This window comes from Trueperaceae bacterium (genome assembly GCA_023954415.1).
GTDB lineage: Bacteria > Deinococcota > Deinococci > Deinococcales > Trueperaceae > JAAYYF01.
On record JAMLIB010000002.1, the window covers coordinates 370,820 to 386,795 of the forward strand.

Here is a 15,976-nt window from a genome sequence, read left to right on the forward strand (position 1 = left end):
CGCCGTCCGGCACCTCGCCGGCCGCGCGCCGACCGCCCTCAGGCGAGCACCGAGCCGTGCTCGGTCGCCCAGCTCAGGCGCACGGGGGTCCCCTCCGCGAGCATGCCGCTGAAGCCGTGCTGCTGGTTCTGAACGCGCGCCACGACGGTGACGCCGCCGGCCACCTCGACCTGGTAGCGGGCGTCCGTGCCCAGGTACGTGGCGCCGATGACCCTACCGGGCAGCGCCGACTGGCCCGGCAACAGGTCGGGCGGAGCGTCGGTCGCGACGTTCTCGACCGCGAGCTTCTCCGGTCGCAGCGCTAGCGCCACGCCGTTGCCGACGACGAGGTCCGGGTCGCGCACCGCTCCGGTGAGGACGGTGCCGTCGGCCAGCCGCACGCGGCCCTCGGAGCCGGACTTCGCCTCCAGCACGCCGGGCAGGAAGTTCGTCTCGCCGATGAAGTCCGCGACGAAGCGTCCGGACGGACGCTCGTAGATGTCCTCCGGTCGGCCGACCTGCAGCACCTCGCCCATGTTCATGACCGCGATGCGGTCCGCCATGGTGAGCGCCTCCTCCTGGTCGTGGGTGACGAATACGAACGTGATGCCGACCTGCTGCTGCAAGCGCTTGAGCTCGAACTGCATGGCGCGCCGCAGCTTGAGGTCGAGGGCGCCAAGGGGCTCGTCGAGCAGGAGGACGCTCGGGCGGTTGACGAGGGCGCGCGCCAACGCGACCCGCTGGCGCTGGCCGCCGGAGAGCTGGAGGGGTTTGCGCCGCTCCACGTTGGGGAGCCGCACCATCTCGAGGGCCTCGCCGGCCCGCGCGCGGGCCTCGGCCGCTGGCACGCGCGCCATGCGCATGCCGAACATGACGTTCTGGATGACGGTCATGTGGGGGAAGAGGGCGTAGTCCTGGAACACCGTGTTGACCGGCCGGTGGAACGAGGGGATGCCGCGCATGGACCGGCCGCTCAGGAGCAACTCGCCAGAGTCGGGGTCCTCGAAGCCGGCTATGACGCGCAGCGTAGTGGTCTTGCCACAGCCGGACGGGCCGAGCATGGCGAAGAACTCGCCCTCGCGGATCTCGAGGTCGATGTCGTTCACGGCCCGCACGGCGGACTTGGTCCGAGGGTCGATGAACTCCTTGACCAGGTTGCGGATCTCTACAGCTGGCGCCGGCGTCATGGTTTGGCGCACATCCTAACCGAAGGCGGGAGCGCCGAGCGAGCAGACGAAAGGGCCGCGGATCTCGCGGTCCGCGGCCCTTCCCTACGCAGCCGGCGAACGCCCTACTAGCGCCCGACGAAGATCTTGACCATGTCCCAGGCGTCGTTGAGGAGCGGCTCGCGGGCCTCGGACTGCTCGGCGAAGAAGAGACGCGCCTTCGTCTCGTCGCTCGGGTAGATGGCCGGGTCCTCGGCGAGCTCCTCGTCGATGAGGCCGTCGTCGAGGGCGGCCAGGTTCGGGGTCCCGAAGGCCGTGTAGTTAGAGATGTCGGCGCCGACCTGCGGCCAGAGGATGTAGTCGATGAACGCCTCGGCGAGGGCTTTGTTCGGAGCGCCCTTGGGGATGGCGAGGCTGTCGACCCAGAAGTTCGTGCCCTCCTCCGGGATGACGTAGGCGTAGGTGTCGCACCCGCACTCGTCCATGACCTGGAAGATGTCGCCGGAGTACTCGACCACGATGTCGGCCTCGCCGCGCGCGAGGATCTCCTGGCCATCGTCCTGGGCGATGTAGATGACGTTGCGGCCGTTGTCGATCAGGAACTGCGCGGCCTCGTCGATGTCGGCGGCGCTCTCGCTGTTGGGGTCCTTGCCGACCATCAGCAGGCCCATGCCGAGCATCGCGGTGGTGTCCTGCAGCCAGGCTACCGGGCCGTCGTAAGCGAACATGTCTGCCCACGAGGCGATCTCGCCGACCTTGTCGACGTTGTAGCCGATGCCGACGGTGCCCCACTGGTACGGGACCGTGTACTCGTTGCCCGGGTCGAACGGCAGGTTCATGAACGTGGCGTCCAGGTTGCCGAGGTTCGTGAGCTTGCCGTGGTCGATCTTCTCGAGGAGCCCTTCCCTGATCATGGTCGGGACGTTGGCGTTGGTCGGCACCACGATGTCGTAGCCGGGGTTCCCTTGGCGCAGGCGCACGACCATGTCCTCGTCGGAGCCGTACGTGTCGTAGATGACGCGCACGCCGCAGGCGGCCTCGAAGTTCGAGATGGTGTCGTCGGCCACGTACGTGGCCCAGTTGTAGACGCTCAGGGTCTGGCCCGCGAAGCCGTCCGGGCAGGTCCAGTCCGTCTGAGCGGCGGCGGCCGAGACGACGACGGCCACTAGGCAGGCAGCGATGGTTCTACGCATCTGTCCTCCGACTTGCAAGCGCCGCGTGTGCGCGGCTCGAATGGACGGCAGGCGCTGGCCACGACTGCTTCGAGACCCCTGCCGCCGCGTGCGTAGGGGGCAGGTTAGCACCTGCGGCAGCGGCTCGTCGTGCGGCGCCGGGCGCTCCGTCAGCGGCCCGAGGAGTTGACGACCTTGTCGAGGATCGGGTCGGACAGCACGCGCCTCAGCACGTTGATGAAGTGCGCGTCGGAGCCCACGAAGTAGCGCGTCCGCATCCGCCGCTCCGAGAGGGCGCGGTACACGGCGCGCGCAACCGCCTCCGGCCGCGTGCCGTGCTTGGCGGCGAAGTTGGCGCCGGCCGCGAGGTCCTTGACGAGCTCGCCGTAGTACTCGCGCGCCTTGGGGCCCATCTCGTCCATGCGGACGAGGCCCTCCTCCAACGACTTCTCCCAGATGGGGGTGGCGATGCGCCCCGGCTCGACGACCGACACCTTGACCTTGTGCGGGGCCAGCTCGCGTCTGAACGCGTCTGCGACGGCCTCGAGGGCGAACTTGGAGGCGGCGTAAGCGCCTAGGAGCCTGGAGGACACGAGACCGGAGACGGAGCCGACGAACACCAGCCGCCCCGGCCGCTCCCGCACGAGCGGGAGGAACGCCTGGGCGACGGCGACCTGGCCGACCACGTTGACCTCGAGCTGCCGCCTCAGGTCGTCGAGGCGCAGGAACTCCATGGGACCGGCTGTGGCGATCCCCGCGTTGTTGACGAGCCCGTGGAAGTGCCCGCCGTCGAGCTCCGCGTTCACGCGCTCGGCGGCCGCCGCGACCTGGCCTTCGTCAGTGACGTCGAGGAAGAGGAGCCGCAAGTCGTCGGACGTGCCGAAGCGCGCTTCCGCCTCGACGCGCAGGGAGTCGCCGTCCTCGCCGCGGCGCACGCCCGCGTACACCGTGAACCCCCGCTCGAGCAGGTAGGCCACCACCGCACGGCCGATGCCAGTAGATGCACCGGTGACGGCCACCACACGCCTGTGGCCGGAGTGACCGCCTTCTCCCACGCCACGTATCCTAACTGCTCCGGCTTGTGACGAGAACGGGCTTCCGGGTCCGTGGCGCCGGGTCTTTCCCGGCACTGCTTTCCGAAGAGCGGCACGTATGCCACGAGACTCGGAAGCTCCCCAGCGGTCTCGAAGGGCTCGAGCTCGGGGCCTCGCCTTCTCAGCCGACCGCGCCCTGTATATCCGCCGTGGGCGCTTAGGTGAGGAACCTCATCGGTCACGGGCGTCGGCCCGCTAGGCCGTGCCTCGAACCCCTACCGCTTCGACTTGAAGCGTAGCGGCCGGCGGTCGGCTCCCGCCAGGGACCAAAGTCCTGCGCATGGCCGCGTGCCGCGTCGTAGCAAGCCACCGCGCGGCACGCACGGCGTGTTCGCCCCTGTGCTGCACCCGACCCACGGCGGCGCCCTGCCGCCTCGGCTGCTACCCTTCCTGCCAGCTCCTGAACAGCTCCCGCATCCGGTCGGGCACGCGCACCGGCCCGTTCGTCGCGTAATCGAACGTGACGGCGACCGCCTCGACCTCGGCAGCGACCGCAGTGGCGACCGCAGTGGCGACCGCGGCTGCCCCCTCGGGAGCGGCTGCGGTCGCGACCGCAGCCCCCGCCCCGCCCCCGGCGAGCACGACCTGCCGCATGGTGATGCTGGTGTTGCCGACGCGCTCCACCCACGTCTCGACACTCACGCGCTCCCCCAACCGCACCTGGCGGCGGTAATCGAGCGCGAGGCGCGCGAGGATGAAACCGCCCGGCTCTATGCCGAGCGCGCGCATGAACTCGACGCGCCCCAGCTCGGCGTAAGTGGCGTAGACCGCGTTGTTGATGTGCCCCAGGGCGTCCGTGTCGGCGAACCGGACCTGGATCTCCGTGCGGTGGCGCTTCACGCGCCTCCCTTCCCGCCGCGTGGCGGGGCAGCGCGGCGGGCGGCCTTAGGGTCCCGAGCGCGCTCCGCGCCGGCACGCGACCGCGCGGCCGACACGGTCGGCCGCGCCGCGCCCGGCGCCGGCTGGCACGTCGGGCAGTGCGTCGTGCCCCGCTGCCCGACGACGGAGCGCTCCATCTCCGTCCCGCAGCGGGGGCACGCCTCGCCGGCGCGGCCGTAGGCGAGGAGCTGACGCGCGTACTCGCCCGTCCCGCCACGCACGGTGCGGTAGTCGGACAGCGTCGTGCCCTGGGCGGCGACGGCCGCAGCCAGCACCTCACGGATGGCGGCGTGCAAGGCGGCGACCTGGTCCTCGCCCAGCCAGGCGGCCGACGTGAGGGGGTGGATGCCGGCGCGCCACAACGCCTCGTCGGCGTAGATGTTGCCGACGCCGGCCACGGGCCGCTGGCTCAGGAGGTACGCCTTGACGGGCATGGTGGAGCGCGCGCAGGCGGCCGCCAGGCCGGTGTGGGTGAAGTCGTCGCCGAGCGGTTCGGGGCCGAGGGCCGCGAGCGTTGGCAAGGTCGGGTAGCGACCGGCGTCGACGACGAGGAAGCGTCCGAAGCGGCGCGGGTCGATGAAGAAGAGCGTGCCGGGGTCGCCGCCCGAGAGCTCGACCTTGACGCGCAGGTGGGTGGACGCGCGCAGGTCCGGCGCGTGGTCGGCTATCACGCCCGTCATGCCGAGGTGCGCCACGAGCTCCAGACCGCCGCTCAAGGGCATGAGGAGGAACTTGCCGCGCCGCCCGACGCCCTCGATGAGCCTGCCTGCGAGGCGCTCCAGGCCGGCGTACTTGGGCCCCGCCGGCGCTAGCAGGTCTACTGAGCGGACTTCGCGCCCAGTTAGCCACGGCGCCAACTCGCGCCGCACGGTCTCGACCTCAGGTAGTTCTGGGATAACCGATCCTCCCCTCGTACAGGGCGCGGCCGACGATCGCTCCCTGGAGCCCGAGGCGCTCGTACACGTCCAGGTCGGCGTCCGTGCCCACCCCGCCGCCCGCCATGAGCGTGCCGGGGAACGCGTCGCGCATGCGCGCCACCGGCTCCTCGTCCACGCCGCGCATGGTGCCATCGCGGGAGATGTCCGTGTAGATGACGTGCGTAACGCCACGAGCGACCATCCGGCCGGCGAGTTGGACGGCGTCGAGCTCCGTCGTCTCCGCCCAACCGCGCACGGCGACGCGGCCGCCGCGCGCGTCTATCGAGACGCATACGCGCTCCGGGCCGAACTCCTCGAGCAGGGCGCTCACCACGTCCGGGTCGGTGATGGCGACGGTGCCGAGCACCACACGGTCGAGCACCGCGAGCCACTCGCGCCCGGCTGCGACGCTCCTGACCCCGCCGCCCAGCTCGACCTTGGCGCCGACCCCTGCGGCGAGGCGGGCGACCGCCTGCGCGTTCTGGCCGCTGCCGATGGTGGCGTCGAGGTCGACCACGTGCAGCCAGGTCGCGCCGAGGGCGTCCCACTTCCGGGCGGCCTCGAGCGGATCGGCGAAGTAGACGGTCTCGCGCCCGGGGTCGCCCTCGAAGAGCCGCACCGCGCGGCCTTGCTGGATGTCTATGCAGGGAACGACGAGGAACATGTCGGCTATGGAGCATACCCGGTGCGCGTCGGCGGGCCGGGTCTCCTGCGACTGGTCGCGCTAACCCGCCACCGCGGGCAACACGACGCCGAGGACAGCCCCCTCGCCAGGCACGCCGTTGCTGGCGGCCGTCACGGTGCCGCCGTGCAGCGTAGTTATCGCCTTGACGATGGCGAGCCCCAGCCCGCTGCCCCTGCGCGTGTCCTGCCTATGCCCCTGCACGAAGCGCTCGAACACGACGTCGAGCTCGTCCTGTCGGATGCCGGGGCCTTGGTCGGAGACGCTCAGCCTAACGGTCCCGCCCTCCCGAGCGACGCGCACCGTCACGACGCCGCCTTCGGGGCTGACGGCGATGGCGTTGTCGAGCAGGTTCATGACTACCTGCTGGAGCCGGGCCGGGTCGGCTCGCACGGTGGCCGGCTCGACGTCGGCGACGAGCTCGACGCCGTGCTTGGCCGCCACGGGGCGCAGCATCGCCATCACGTCCTTGGCGAGGTCGCCGGCGTCGAGGTCCTGCGGCTCGAGCTGGAGGTGGTGGCTCTCGGCCAGGGAGAGCGTCCTCAGGTCCTGGACGAGCCGCGTGAGCAGCGCGACGTGGTTCTGCAGGACGGCCAGCTCCTCCTTGGAGGCCGGTACTATGCCGTCGCCCATGGCCTCCAGCCGGAGCTGCATGGCCGCGAGGGGGTTGCGCAGCTCGTGGGCGGTGTCGGCCAGCATGGCCTGGCGGCCGCCCTCGTAGCGCTCCAGGGCCTCGGCCAGGCTGTTGAAGTCCGTCGCCAGTTCCCGCGCCTCCTCCGGCCACCTGCCGGACGGCTCCGCGATCCTCACGCTCCAGTCGCCGGTGGCGAGCTTCTTGACGGTGCCGGACACGGCCTCGATGGGCCTCACGAGGCTGCGCGACAGCCAGAGCGCCAGGAGCCCGGCCACTCCGACGGCCAAGAGCAGCCCGACCACGACGGCCTCGTTGCGCGCTCGCCGCTGCTGGGCGAGGAAGTCGAAGAGCCGACGGCTCTCCTCCTGGAAGAAGTTGGGGTCGTCGGGACCCGCGGGCTCGCCGTACGCGGGGGGCGGGTGCGGCGGGCCCATCTCCTTCTGGACCCTGCCCTTGAAGTCGTCGGGCAAGCTCGCGAGCGTGCGCCAGTCGGCCACGCGCTGCGCGAGCGGGACGATGGCGATGGCCAGGGCGACGACGACGAGCATGGCCAGCGCCGTCCGCCAGACGAGCCTGTTCATCCGCCGTCGGCCCCCAGGCTGTAACCGACCCCGCGGACGGTCCGGATCGGCTCGCCAGCGCCGGCCTCGCGGAGCTTCCTGCGCAAGTGCGTGAGGTGGATGTCGACGGCGCGTTCGAGCGCGTCGCTCTCCGGCATGGCGTTCTCGATGAGTTCGGCGCGCGAGATCACCCTGTCCGGGGTGGCGGCCAGGTGCTCGAGGAGGCGGTACTCGGTCGGCGTCAGGTCCACAGCGGCGCCGGCCACGCTCACGCGATGCGAGTAGGAGTCGATCTCGAGCGTCCCGACGTGGATCGCCGACCGGCCCTCCGTCGAGTAGGCACGTCGCATGAGCGCCGCCACCCGGCTGAGGAGGCGCCTGGCGCTGACGGGCTTCACGAGGTAGTCGTCGCCGCCGAGGTGCAGGCCGGCGATCTCGTCGGCCTCCTCCGCCCTGGCGGTGAGGATCAGCACGGGGGTCGTGGCCTTCTCCCGGATGCGCCGCAACACCTCTAGGCCGTCGAGCAGGGGCAGCCCGAGGTCGAGGATGAGGAGGTCGGGCCGCCACCGGTCGTGGTAGTCGAGGGCGCGCAGGCCGTCGCGGGCCTTCTCCGTGCTGCAACCCGCCTGACGCAGGTACAGCTCGATGATGTCGGCGAGGCTCTCCTCGTCCTCGACGATCAGCACGCGCCGTCCTGCGAGCGCCTTGGTGTCTGCCAGAGCTTGTGACATCGTGCGTGAAGCATAGCGTCACCATGTTCAGGTTCCGTTTCGCCCCGGGCCACGTTCTCGCGGCGAAGGGCCTCAAACGCAACCGAAACAGTCGTTGCCTAGCCTTCGGGCATGAGAGCAGACCAGACAGAGAGGCTGGGCGCGGCGGTGGACGCCTTCCCGAGGATCGGTCTCCACGAGCTGCGCGGAGCCAGCCTGATGAGCCGCGTCGACCAGAAGTTCGTCGTCCATCTGGCGGACCTGATAGCCGTCCTCGAGGGCGCGCGCGGCGCGTACCGCGCCGTCTCCCTCGAGGGCGAGGTATGGCAGCCCTACTCGACGCGCTACTTCGACACGCCCGGCTTCGGGCTCCTGCGCGCCCATCACCGTGGCAGGACGCCGCGAGCGAAGGTCCGTAGCCGCGTCTACCTCAGCAGCGGCCTCTCGTTCCTCGAGGTCAAGAACCGCCTCAACGACGGCCGCACGGTCAAGCGCCGCGTCCAGACGAGCGATCCCTCGCGGGCGCCGGCCGCGGACGAGCTCTCCGGGCTCCTGCTCGCCGACCTCGCCCTGGACGCCGCCCCGAGCGACCTGCTCGGCGACACGGCCGGCGGCGCGCTCGGCGACCGGCCCTTGGAGACCAAGCTCCTCAACGGCTACAGGCGCCTCACCCTGGTGCACCAGGCGCGCCCGGAGCGCGTGACGATCGACACCGACCTCACGTTCGCCTCAGGCGCAGCGAGCCTCGCGCTGGTGGGCACGGCGATCATCGAGGTCAAGCAGGCGCGGCTGGACAACCGGTCGGAGTTCCTCCGGGCCGTGCGCGCCCAACGGGTGCGGCCGCGGGGCTTCAGCAAGTACTGCGTCTTCGCGAGCCTGCTCGACCCGTCGCTGCCACGGAACCGTCTGCTGCCGACCATCCGGGCCGTGACGCCCTGGGTAGTGGAGGCCTGAGCCGTGGTGTCCCCTGACCTGACGAACTTCGTCCTCGGCGCGCTCCTCAACCTCGCGTTCGCGATCCTGATCGCGCGCTTCGTCTACTACCCCGGCCGCGGCAACCGGGAGTACGTCTTCGCCTTCCTCGGCTCCAACGTCACCGTCTACTTCGTGATGAGCCTCCTGACGCGCCTCGAGATCGGGGTCGGCGTCGGTTTCGGCCTCTTCGCGCTCTTCTCCATCCTGCGCTACCGGACGGACGAGCTCCCGATCCGCGAGATGACCTACCTCTTCGTCCTCATGGCGCTCCCGGTGTTCAACTCGGTCCTGGCCACGCAGGGGGCGTACTGGCAGCTCGGGCTGTCGAACGGCTTCCTGGTGGCGGTCCTCTTCGTGCTCGAGAAGGAGTGGGGCTTCCGGTTCGCCGAGACCCACACCGTCCGGTACGACAACGCGGCCCTCTGCTCGCCCCTGAGGCGCCAGGACCTCCTCGACGACCTCCGGGCGCGCACGGGCCTCCCCGTCCACGGCGTGACCGTCAAGCAGGTCGACCTGCTGCACGACTCCGCCCTCCTACAAGTCCACTACTACGCTCCCCAGGCTCACGCTCCGGGGAACGACCTCGCCCGGCACGGCCGGGGACAAGGAGACGACCACCATGCGTAAGCGCGCCATCTCGCTTCTCATCGCCGTAGCCTTCACGCTCCTCATAGGCCCCTGGGGCGCCGCGTTCGCCCAGGAACAGGCCCAGACGGGCGACCCGACGACGGGTCAGCCGCCCCAGGGCTGGCCGCCGGCGGGCGGAGCGCCGGCGGACTTCCCGAACGGCTTCCCCGGCGGCTTCCCGGAGGATCTCCCCGATGGCTTCCCACCCGACTTCCCTGCCGACTTCCCGGCCGACTTCCCTGGCGGGATGCCGCCCTTCGGCGACGCGCAGGCCCAGGGCCAGTTCGGCGGGCCCCGGGGCGGCATGCCGGGCGGTCGGGGCGGCGGCGGCTTCGGACCCGACCAGCAGGAGTACGAGCTCGTCGACGAGTTCGACGAGGACGGTGACGGCGTTCTCGACGCCACGGAGCGCGCGGCCGCCCTCGCCTCGATCGGGAGGACCGTGCGCACGAACGTGGCGGGCACCCCGGGTCCGTCGCTCACGGCCGACGACGTGACGACGTACCCAGAGACGGACGCCCTCTACGACCCCACGGCGATCCGCACGATCTTCGTCGAACTAGACGAGGAGAACTGGGAGGCGGAGCTCGAGGCCTTCTACAACACGGACGTGCACCTGATCGGAACGGTGCAGGTCGACGGCGTCACCTACGCGGACGTCGGGGTGCGGTTCCGCGGGAACTCGTCCTTCAGCATGGTGGCGGCCGGCCTGAAGCGACCCCTACGCCTCAAGCTGGACCTGCTCGTCGACGGCCAGGACCTGCTCGGTTACCGCTCCCTCAACCTCATCAACGGAGCCAACGACCCCAGCTCGCTCCGCACCGTCGTCTACTCCATGATCGCGCAGGACTACATCGCGGTCCCCAAGGTCGGGCTCGTGCGGCTGGTCGTCAACGGCGAGAGCTGGGGCATCTATCAGGACCAGCAGCACTACAACAAGGACTTCCTCGCCGACTACTTCGACGACACGGGCGGCGTGCGCTGGAAGGTGTCCGGCAGCCCGAACGGGCAGGGCGGCATGCTCTACCTCGGCGACGACCCCGACACGTACCGCTCCATCTACGAGATCGACAACAAGGACACGGACGCGAGCTGGGCGGCCCTGATCGACCTGTTCCGCACGCTCAACGATACGCCGACGGAGGACCTCGTCGCGGCGCTCGATCCCATCCTCGACATCGACGGCGTCCTACGCTTCTTCGCCCTCGAGGTCGCGCTCTCGAACTCCGACGCTTTCTACAGCCGGGCGAGCGACTACTACATCTACCTGGACGAGAGCGGCAAGTTCCACGTCATGCCGCACGACTTCAACGAGGCGCTAGGGGCCGGGGAGCGCGGGCCGGGCGGCCGAGGCGGCTCTGGCTCCGCGACGACGATCGACCCGCTCGTCAACGCGAACGACGCGACCAAGCCTCTGCGCACGCGCCTGCTCGAGGTGCCCGAGCTCCGCGAGCGCTACCTGGCGTACGTCCGCGATATCGCGGAGAAGTGGCTCGACTGGGACACGCTCGGCCCGATCGTGACCGAGCTGCACGAGAGCATCGACGCCGACTTCGCCACCGACACGCGCGCGCTGTTCACCTACGAGCAGTTCCAGGCCTCCGTCGAGGGCCTGAAGAACTACGTCGAGGCCAGGCAGGCGTACCTGCTGTCCGTTCTGCCGGAGTAGCCCCCTCATGTCCTAGACTGCATCTCGACTATCAGGCAGTCCGCTAGCCGGCCGAAGTCGTGGCCGGCTAGCCCATTGGAGGCATAGGGCATGAGCGAGGAGAACGGACCGCAGGCCGCGACCGCGGCGGTGTGGGGCGGCGAGGAAGGCGTGCGCATCGCCGGTGCCACGCAGGTCCCGGTGGTGCATAGCGTCGCGTTCGGTTACGACGACCTCGACCATTGGCGCGACGTGGCGCTCGGCAGGGCCGATGGCCACATCTACAGCCGCAACACGAACCCTACGGTGCGGGCCTTCGAGGAGAAGATCCGCCTCCTGGAAGGGGCGGAGGCCGCCACGAGCTTCTCCACCGGCATGGCGGCGATCAGCGCCACCCTCTTCGCGCTGCTGGCGCCGGGCGAACGCGTCGTGTCCGTCAAGGACACGTACGGCGGCACCAACCGGCTGTTCCTCGACTACCTGCCGCGCTTCGGCATCGAGGTCGCCCTCTGCGAGACGGACGACCAGGCCGGCATCGTCGCGGCCATCGACGCCGGCTGCAAGCTCGTCTACCTCGAGACCCCCACGAACCCGACGTGCAAGATCCTCGACATCGAGCTGCTGGCGCGCCACGCCAAGGCCCAGGGCGCCACGGTGGTGGTGGACAACACGTTCGCCACGCCCATCAACCAGAGCCCGCTGGCGCTGGGAGCCGACCTCGTCGTCCACAGCGCGACCAAGTACCTGGGCGGCCACGCCGACGCCCTGGGCGGAGCGCTCTGCGGCGCCGCCGGGCTCGTCGCCAAGGTGTTCGCCTACCGCGAGGTCAACGGCGCAGCGTTGCACGCGGACGCCGCCTACCTGCTGCTGCGCGGCATGAAGACGCTCGCGCTGCGCGTGGAGCGCCAGAGCGCCAACGCCATGGCCGTGGCGCGCTTCCTCGACGCGCACCCGCGCGTCGAGCGCGTCTTCTATCCCGGCCTGCCGAGCCACCCCAACCATGCGGTCGCCGCGCGCCAGATGCGCGCCTTCGGCGGCATGCTGTCCTTCCAGCTCGTGGGCGGCTTCGAGGCCGTCAAGGCCTTCCTGCCGCGGCTCCGGTTCGCGCACCGCGCCGCCAACCTCGGCGCCGTCGAGACCACCGTCGCCCCGCCGCGGACGGGCAGCCACGTGGAGCTGACGGAGCAGGAGCGCGCCGCCATGGGCATCCCGGAGGCGCTCGTCAGGTACTCGGCCGGCATCGAGGACGTGCGCGACCTCATCGCCGACCTCGAGCAGGCGCTCGCGGCCGCGAGCTGACGGACCGGCGCGGCGCGAGGCCCATGGCGGCGCGCCGCCATCGCCGCGACCGGGCGCGCCGCGCTGCTTGACACGCCCCCGGCCGGGCCTATACTTTCAAGGGATGCAGTCTAGCGGTTCGGCCACGCTCAACCTGTCTTCACTCTTGCAGCACTCGCCGGGCGCACCGCTCGACGTCGGCGGCGAAGGGCTCTTCACGCCCGCGCACGAGCTGCTCGAGGCGGACGGGTTGAGGCTCAAAGGACCGCTGAAGTGGCGCCTGACGGTGATCAACGCTGGGGGCGACGACGACTTCGTGCTGGAGGGCTCCGTCGAGGGGACCGTCGTCATGGAGTGCCGCCGCTGCCTGATCGACGTCGACACGCCGGTGAAGACGTCCTTCGTCTACCCCATGGCCTACCGGCCGTCCGACCTGCCGCTCATGCTCGACGAGGACGGTGAGGAGGGCGACGACGAGCTGCTGGTCTTCGGCGACCCGCAAGTCGACTTCAGCGCGTTCCTCACGGAGCTGGTGGCCATCGAGCTGCCCATAACTGCGCTCTGCCGGCCCGACTGCCTCGGCCTGAGCGAGGAAGGCGTCAACCTCAACGAGCACCCGGAGCTGGCGCCGCAGCCCAAGCACGTCAAGCAGGTCGACGAATCGCCGTTCGCCGCCCTCAAGGACATCGACATCTCCGCCTGAACCGCGTCCAAGCGGTTCGAGCCGCTAGACCCGAGCGTTCCTCGCCGCATTAGGCGAGCGCCACCAAGAAGGAGCAGTACCAGATGGCCAAGCACCCAGTACCCAAGAAGCGCACCTCGCGCTCCAGCCGCGATGCCCGCCGCGCGCACCATGCGCTCACGGCGCCGACCCTCGTGGCCTGCCCCCAGTGCAAGACGATGAAGCCTCCGCACGTCGTCTGCCCCGAGTGCGGCAGCTACGACGGCCGCCAGGTGGTCGCGGAAGCTTGAGGCATTACAGGCCGCTGGCACGACGGCTGGCGGCCGGTAACTTCAGCGGCGGCCGTGCGCGGCCGCGTCAGGAGGACGGCCACGGCCGTCCTTTCGCTTTCCGGCCGGCGCCGCTGGAGAACCAGCGCGCGGCCCTTACGGAACATGGGTAGGGCGTGAACGAGACCAGACCGCGTGCCGGCGTGACGGCCCTCGGCGCGTACGCGCCGTCCAAGGTCGTCACGAACTTCGACCTAGAGAAGATCATGGACACGTCCGACGAGTGGATCACCACCCGCACGGGCATCAAGCGCAGGCACGTGGCGGCCGACGAGGAGTTCACGTCCGACCTCGCCTTCCGGGCCGTCGAGAACCTGGTGGCGCGCCACGGCGACGACGCCCTGACCGGCGTCGACATGGTCATCGTCGCCACGAACACGCCCGACGCCCTCTTCCCGGCCACGGCCGCCCTCGTCCAGGAGAAGTTCCGGCTCAGGGCCGGCGCTTTCGACCTCCTCGCGGCCTGCCCCGGCTGGCTGTACGCGGTCGGCATCGGCAAGAGCCTCGTCGAGTCGGGGCAGTGCAAGCGCGTCCTCGCCATCGGCGCCGAAGCGTTGACCAAGATCGTCGACTGGAACGACCGCTCGACGGCCGTGCTGTTCGGCGACGGCGGCGGCGCAGCGATCGTCGAGGCCGTGCCGGAGCCGTACGGGGTGAAGGGCGTCGTGCTCGGCGCCGACGGCGGCGGGGCCGACCACCTGCACAAGCGCTCGGTCGGCGCCTGCCTGCCAAGCGGCGCCAGGCTCTCCGACTCGCTTTACATGAACGGCCGCGAGGTCTACAAGTTCGCCGTCCGGGTCATGAACACCGCCACCCTCGAGGCGGTCGAGAAGGCCGGGCTAACGGTCGACGACATCTCGCTCTTCGTCCCGCACCAGGCGAACCTGCGCATCATCGAGGCGGCCCGCGAACGCCTGAGCCTGCCCAAGGAGCGCGTCGTCGTAACGGTCGACGAGTACGGCAACAACTCCACCGCCAGCATCCCCCTCGCCCTGGCCAACGCGCTCGACACGGGCAGGATCGCCGTCGGCGACAACCTGCTCCTCGTCTCGTTCGGCGCCGGCCTCACCTGGGCGTCGGCCGTCCTCACCTGGGGCCCCGCATGAGCGACGCGCACGTCGTCGCCGCCATCTTCCCCGGCCAGGGCTCGCAGGCCGTCGGCATGGCGCACGAGCTCTACGCCGCCTCCCCTGCGGCCAAGCGCGTGCTGGACGAGGCGGAGGCCGCCCTGCCAGGGCTCATGGCGCTCATGTGGGAAGGCCCTGCCGATGAGTTGCAGCTCACCGCCAACCAGCAGCCGGCCCTCGTGGCCGCCGGCGCCGCGGCGTTCGCCGCCTACTTGGAAGCGGGGGGCGCCGCCCCGCGCCTCGCGGCCGGCCACTCGCTAGGCGAGTACACGGCGCACGTCGCGGCCGGCACGCTGAGCGTGGCCGACGCCGTGCGCATCGTGCGCAAGCGCGGGCAGTACATGCAAGACGCCGTGCCGGCGGGCGCCGGCGCCATGGCGGCCGTCCTGAAGCTCGACGAGGGCGTCATCCGCGAGGTCCTCGCCGAGGTCGCCGCCGGCGGTCCGGCCGACCTCGTGGCGGTGGCCAACCTCAACGCCCCGGGCCAGACGGTCATCTCCGGCACCGCAGAGGGCGTGGCGAAGGCGTCGGACGCGCTCAAGGCCAAGGGCGGCCGCGCGATCCCCCTCAAGGTCAGCGCGCCCTTCCACTCGCCGCTCATGGCGCCCGCCGCCGCCCGCCTCGCTACGGACCTGGCCGCCGTCGCCTTCCTAGAGCCCGGCGTGAGCATCGTGTGCAACGTGACGGCCGAGCCGCTCCAAGGGGCGGCACAGGCGGCGCGGCTCCTGACGGAGCAGGTGACGGCGCCCGTGCGCTGGGTGGAGTGCGTCCGGAAGCTCGACGCGCTCGGCGCGACCCGCTACGTCGAGTTCGGCTCCGGCAGCGTGCTCGTCGGCCTGCTCGGGCGCATCCTGCCCGGCGCCAGCGGCGTGGCGGTCACGGACCCGGCGAGCCTCGCCGCCGCACTGGCCTAGCCGAGCGCGCGCAGGAGCCCGGGGCGACCTCGGCCGCCCAGGTAGCCGAGCGCGCCGTCGGCCGTCTTCCTGTAACGTCATCTTCCAAGGAGGTCTCGTGGACCAAGAACGCAAGCGCGTCGCGCTCGTCACCGGCTCGAGCCGTGGGCTCGGCAAGGCCATCGCCGAGACGCTCGGTCGCCGCGGCTACGCCGTGGCCGTGCATTACGTCAGCTCGTCCGGCCCCGCCGAGGCCGTCGCCGACGCGATCAGGGCCATGGGCTCCGAGGCCGAGGCGTTCGGGGCGGACGTCTCCGACGCCGCGCAGTGCCAGGACCTGATCAAGCGCGTCACGGAGCGTTTCGGGGCCCTCGACGTGCTCGTCAACAACGCCGGCGTGACGCGCGACACCCTCGCCCTGCGCATGAAGGACGACGACTGGCGGAGCGTGATAGACACGAACCTCTCCTCGGCCTTCTACCTGGCGCGGGGGGCGCTGCGCGGCATGCTGCGCGCCGGTTACGGGCGGGTCGTGAACGTCTCCTCGGTCGTGGGCCTGCGCGGCAACGTCGGACAGGCGAACTACGTGGCGGCCAAGGCCGGCCTCATAGGGCTCACCAAGGC

17 protein-coding genes are annotated in these 15,976 nt (G+C 70.9%); 9 read left to right on the plus strand and 8 right to left on the minus strand.

Annotated features, from left to right (window positions below):
• Positions 1-38: 38 nt before the first annotated feature.
• The 8 genes from M9914_04080 to M9914_04115 all read right to left on the minus strand — a co-directional run bounded on the left by M9914_04080 (position 39) and on the right by M9914_04115 (position 7,814).
• Positions 39-1,166 carry an ABC transporter ATP-binding protein gene (locus M9914_04080; protein MCO5173347.1) on the minus strand — a complete coding sequence of 376 codons (1,128 nt, stop codon included), beginning with the start codon at positions 1,164-1,166 and terminating at the stop codon, positions 39-41.
• A 107-nt stretch (positions 1,167-1,273) separates the two neighbouring features.
• Positions 1,274-2,338 (minus strand): spermidine/putrescine ABC transporter substrate-binding protein, encoded by a 1,065-nt coding sequence (locus M9914_04085; GenBank protein ID MCO5173348.1) that lies wholly within the window; start codon positions 2,336-2,338, stop codon positions 1,274-1,276.
• Between the two features lie 149 nt (positions 2,339-2,487).
• Positions 2,488-3,372, minus strand: a complete 885-nt coding sequence (locus M9914_04090) for an SDR family oxidoreductase (protein MCO5173349.1) — start codon at positions 3,370-3,372, stop codon at positions 2,488-2,490.
• A gap of 420 nt (positions 3,373-3,792) precedes the next feature.
• Positions 3,793-4,251, minus strand: a complete 459-nt coding sequence (locus M9914_04095) for an acyl-CoA thioesterase (protein MCO5173350.1) — start codon at positions 4,249-4,251, stop codon at positions 3,793-3,795.
• The gene (gene mutM, locus M9914_04100) at positions 4,248-5,159 is read right to left on the minus strand and encodes a bifunctional DNA-formamidopyrimidine glycosylase/DNA-(apurinic or apyrimidinic site) lyase (protein ID MCO5173351.1); all 912 of its coding nucleotides are present in this window, start codon (positions 5,157-5,159) and stop codon (positions 4,248-4,250) included. The genes M9914_04095 and mutM overlap by 4 nt, the downstream gene beginning before the upstream one ends.
• 10 nt (positions 5,160-5,169) lie before the next feature.
• Entirely contained in the window at positions 5,170-5,871 is a 702-nt protein-coding gene (gene hisA / locus M9914_04105; protein MCO5173352.1) for a 1-(5-phosphoribosyl)-5-[(5-phosphoribosylamino)methylideneamino]imidazole-4-carboxamide isomerase, read from the minus strand.
• Positions 5,872-5,931: 60 nt separating this feature from the next.
• Positions 5,932-7,104, minus strand: coding sequence for a HAMP domain-containing histidine kinase (locus M9914_04110; protein MCO5173353.1), 1,173 nt, complete (start codon positions 7,102-7,104; stop codon positions 5,932-5,934).
• Positions 7,101-7,814 (minus strand): response regulator transcription factor, encoded by a 714-nt coding sequence (locus M9914_04115; GenBank protein ID MCO5173354.1) that lies wholly within the window; start codon positions 7,812-7,814, stop codon positions 7,101-7,103. The genes M9914_04110 and M9914_04115 overlap by 4 nt, the downstream gene beginning before the upstream one ends.
• 111 nt (positions 7,815-7,925) lie before the next feature.
• On the opposite strand from M9914_04115, the gene M9914_04120 reads away from it, so the two are divergent.
• From M9914_04120 to M9914_04160, 9 genes are all read left to right on the plus strand, one after another.
• On the plus strand, positions 7,926-8,747 hold the full coding sequence (locus M9914_04120) for a polyphosphate polymerase domain-containing protein (protein MCO5173355.1): 822 nt from the start codon (positions 7,926-7,928) through the stop codon (positions 8,745-8,747).
• Positions 8,748-8,753: 6 nt separating this feature from the next.
• Positions 8,754-9,395: a DUF4956 domain-containing protein gene (locus M9914_04125; GenBank protein ID MCO5173356.1), complete on the plus strand. Its 642-nt coding sequence runs from the start codon at positions 8,754-8,756 to the stop codon at positions 9,393-9,395.
• Entirely contained in the window at positions 9,388-11,064 is a 1,677-nt protein-coding gene (locus M9914_04130; GenBank protein MCO5173357.1) for a CotH kinase family protein, read from the plus strand. Before M9914_04125 ends, M9914_04130 begins: the two co-directional genes overlap by 8 nt.
• 90 nt (positions 11,065-11,154) lie before the next feature.
• A complete protein-coding gene (locus M9914_04135) occupies positions 11,155-12,342 on the plus strand; it encodes a cystathionine gamma-synthase family protein (GenBank protein MCO5173358.1) in 1,188 nt (395 codons plus the stop codon).
• 103 nt (positions 12,343-12,445) lie between these two features.
• On the plus strand, positions 12,446-13,024 hold the full coding sequence (locus M9914_04140) for a YceD family protein (GenBank protein MCO5173359.1): 579 nt from the start codon (positions 12,446-12,448) through the stop codon (positions 13,022-13,024).
• Positions 13,025-13,107: 83 nt separating this feature from the next.
• Positions 13,108-13,293 carry a 50S ribosomal protein L32 gene (rpmF, locus tag M9914_04145; GenBank protein ID MCO5173360.1) on the plus strand — a complete coding sequence of 62 codons (186 nt, stop codon included), beginning with the start codon at positions 13,108-13,110 and terminating at the stop codon, positions 13,291-13,293.
• A gap of 155 nt (positions 13,294-13,448) precedes the next feature.
• Positions 13,449-14,438 carry a ketoacyl-ACP synthase III gene (locus tag M9914_04150; GenBank protein ID MCO5173361.1) on the plus strand — a complete coding sequence of 330 codons (990 nt, stop codon included), beginning with the start codon at positions 13,449-13,451 and terminating at the stop codon, positions 14,436-14,438.
• A complete protein-coding gene (gene fabD, locus M9914_04155; GenBank protein ID MCO5173362.1) occupies positions 14,435-15,373 on the plus strand; it encodes an ACP S-malonyltransferase in 939 nt (312 codons plus the stop codon). The genes M9914_04150 and fabD overlap by 4 nt, the downstream gene beginning before the upstream one ends.
• Positions 15,374-15,470: 97 nt before the next feature.
• Positions 15,471-15,976: SDR family NAD(P)-dependent oxidoreductase (locus tag M9914_04160; GenBank protein ID MCO5173363.1), on the plus strand; the 506-nt coding region annotated here is incomplete at its 3' end.